The sequence below is a fragment of the Pseudomonas sp. AC083 genome (assembly GCF_979253165.1).
In genome coordinates this window covers 1-1,257 of record NZ_CEEDDH010000035.1, presented here as the reverse complement: position 1 = coordinate 1,257, position 1,257 = coordinate 1, and the positions used below count along the sequence as shown (strand labels likewise).

Below are 1,257 nucleotides of genomic sequence, written 5' to 3'. Positions count from 1 at the left end.
TGTAGATACCGTCTTGAGCCTCACCGGGCAAGCGCAAGTTTCGGGTCATATGGCAGTCCAGACTTGAGCACTCCGTAAACGAAGTGCAGCAGCTTGCGCATTGCTGCGCAGATGATCTGCTTGGGGGCCTTGCCATTGGCTTCCAGGCGTTCTTTCATCGCCTTGATCGCCTTATTGTGTTTCAGCGCCACCATGCCGGGCATGTAAAGGCCTGCACGCAGCCGTGCCGACCCTACTCTTGAGATCAGGGTATGACCTTTGAGCTTTCCTGATTCCTGCAGCTTTGGATTGAGCCCTGCAGCAGCGACCAGTTGGCGAGGATCACTGTATTTGCGCAAGTCACCCAGTTCGGCCAGCAATCGTTCAAGCGTTTTTTGTCCGATGCCGTCGATGGTTACGATGAGATCCCGCATCTGACGCATATCCGGGTCGTCATCGATGTGTTTTTTGATCGCCTTGTGCGTTTCTACGATCTCTTTTTCAATATGGCGCAGAACGGAGTTGATCGAGTCTTTGACCTTTTCGTCGGAAACGTCCAGACGATTAAGCTCCATTTGTTCCATTTCCTGAAGGTCATCCAGGCGGCGCACCATTGCTTTTAACTGGCGGTATTTCAGCGGCTCAGGCGCCCATGGGTGAAGTTTTTGATCTTTTTCCCGGGCAAAGTCGGCGATCAGTTTGGCATCACTTTTATCAGTCTTGATGCGGCGCAGTTCGCTGTCAGCGTACGCTTTGGTCGTAGCCGGGTTCACGACGCAGACCCGAAAGCCTTTGTTGTAAACGAACTCCGCGAGCTCCAAGTGGTATACGCTCGTGGCTTCCATCACGATCAGGGCCGAACGCTCGGCGTTTTTTTCTAGCCACGCCTCAAACTCTTTAAAGCCCTTTGGATCGTTGGCCAACTTGGCCTTGGTTTTGTGCTTGCCGTTGGGCTGGTGTGTAGCGATATCAAAGGAGTTCTTTGCGATGTCGACGCCAACAAAACCGGACATGATCGTTTCTCCACTTGTTCCCTGTTGCGATCATCACGTCACTCTGTCCAACCTTGCGAATGCGGGCTCTCGCCGCAGGCGGGCCCAAGATACCGTGCGAACTGTACGAGTGAGTGTGGAGGGCTGGAGCACGATCTACGTCACAGGCAAAAAGCCTAAGGAGCTGCGCGGCTTCCAAGTCCCTCCCTCGATGATCAGTCGAGAACTATCGCTCCTGACGGAGCGTTAGTCGAGATACAAGGAGCTGCCGAAGGCTGCGATCTTT

General features: G+C 53.7%; 1 protein-coding gene. It reads right to left on the bottom strand.

Annotated elements, in window-relative coordinates:
* Positions 1-20 precede the first annotated feature (20 nt).
* On the bottom strand, positions 21-992 hold the full coding sequence (locus AC0IXA_RS27115) for an IS110 family RNA-guided transposase (protein WP_341639491.1): 972 nt from the start codon (positions 990-992) through the stop codon (positions 21-23).
* Between the last annotated feature and the right edge of the window lie 265 nt (positions 993-1,257).

Bases quoted from the DNA above. Each gene is read 5' to 3' on its own strand.
- AC0IXA_RS27115 (WP_341639491.1), bottom strand. From the start codon at position 992: ATGTCCGGTTTTGTTGGCGTCGACATCGCAAAGAACTCCTTTGATATC.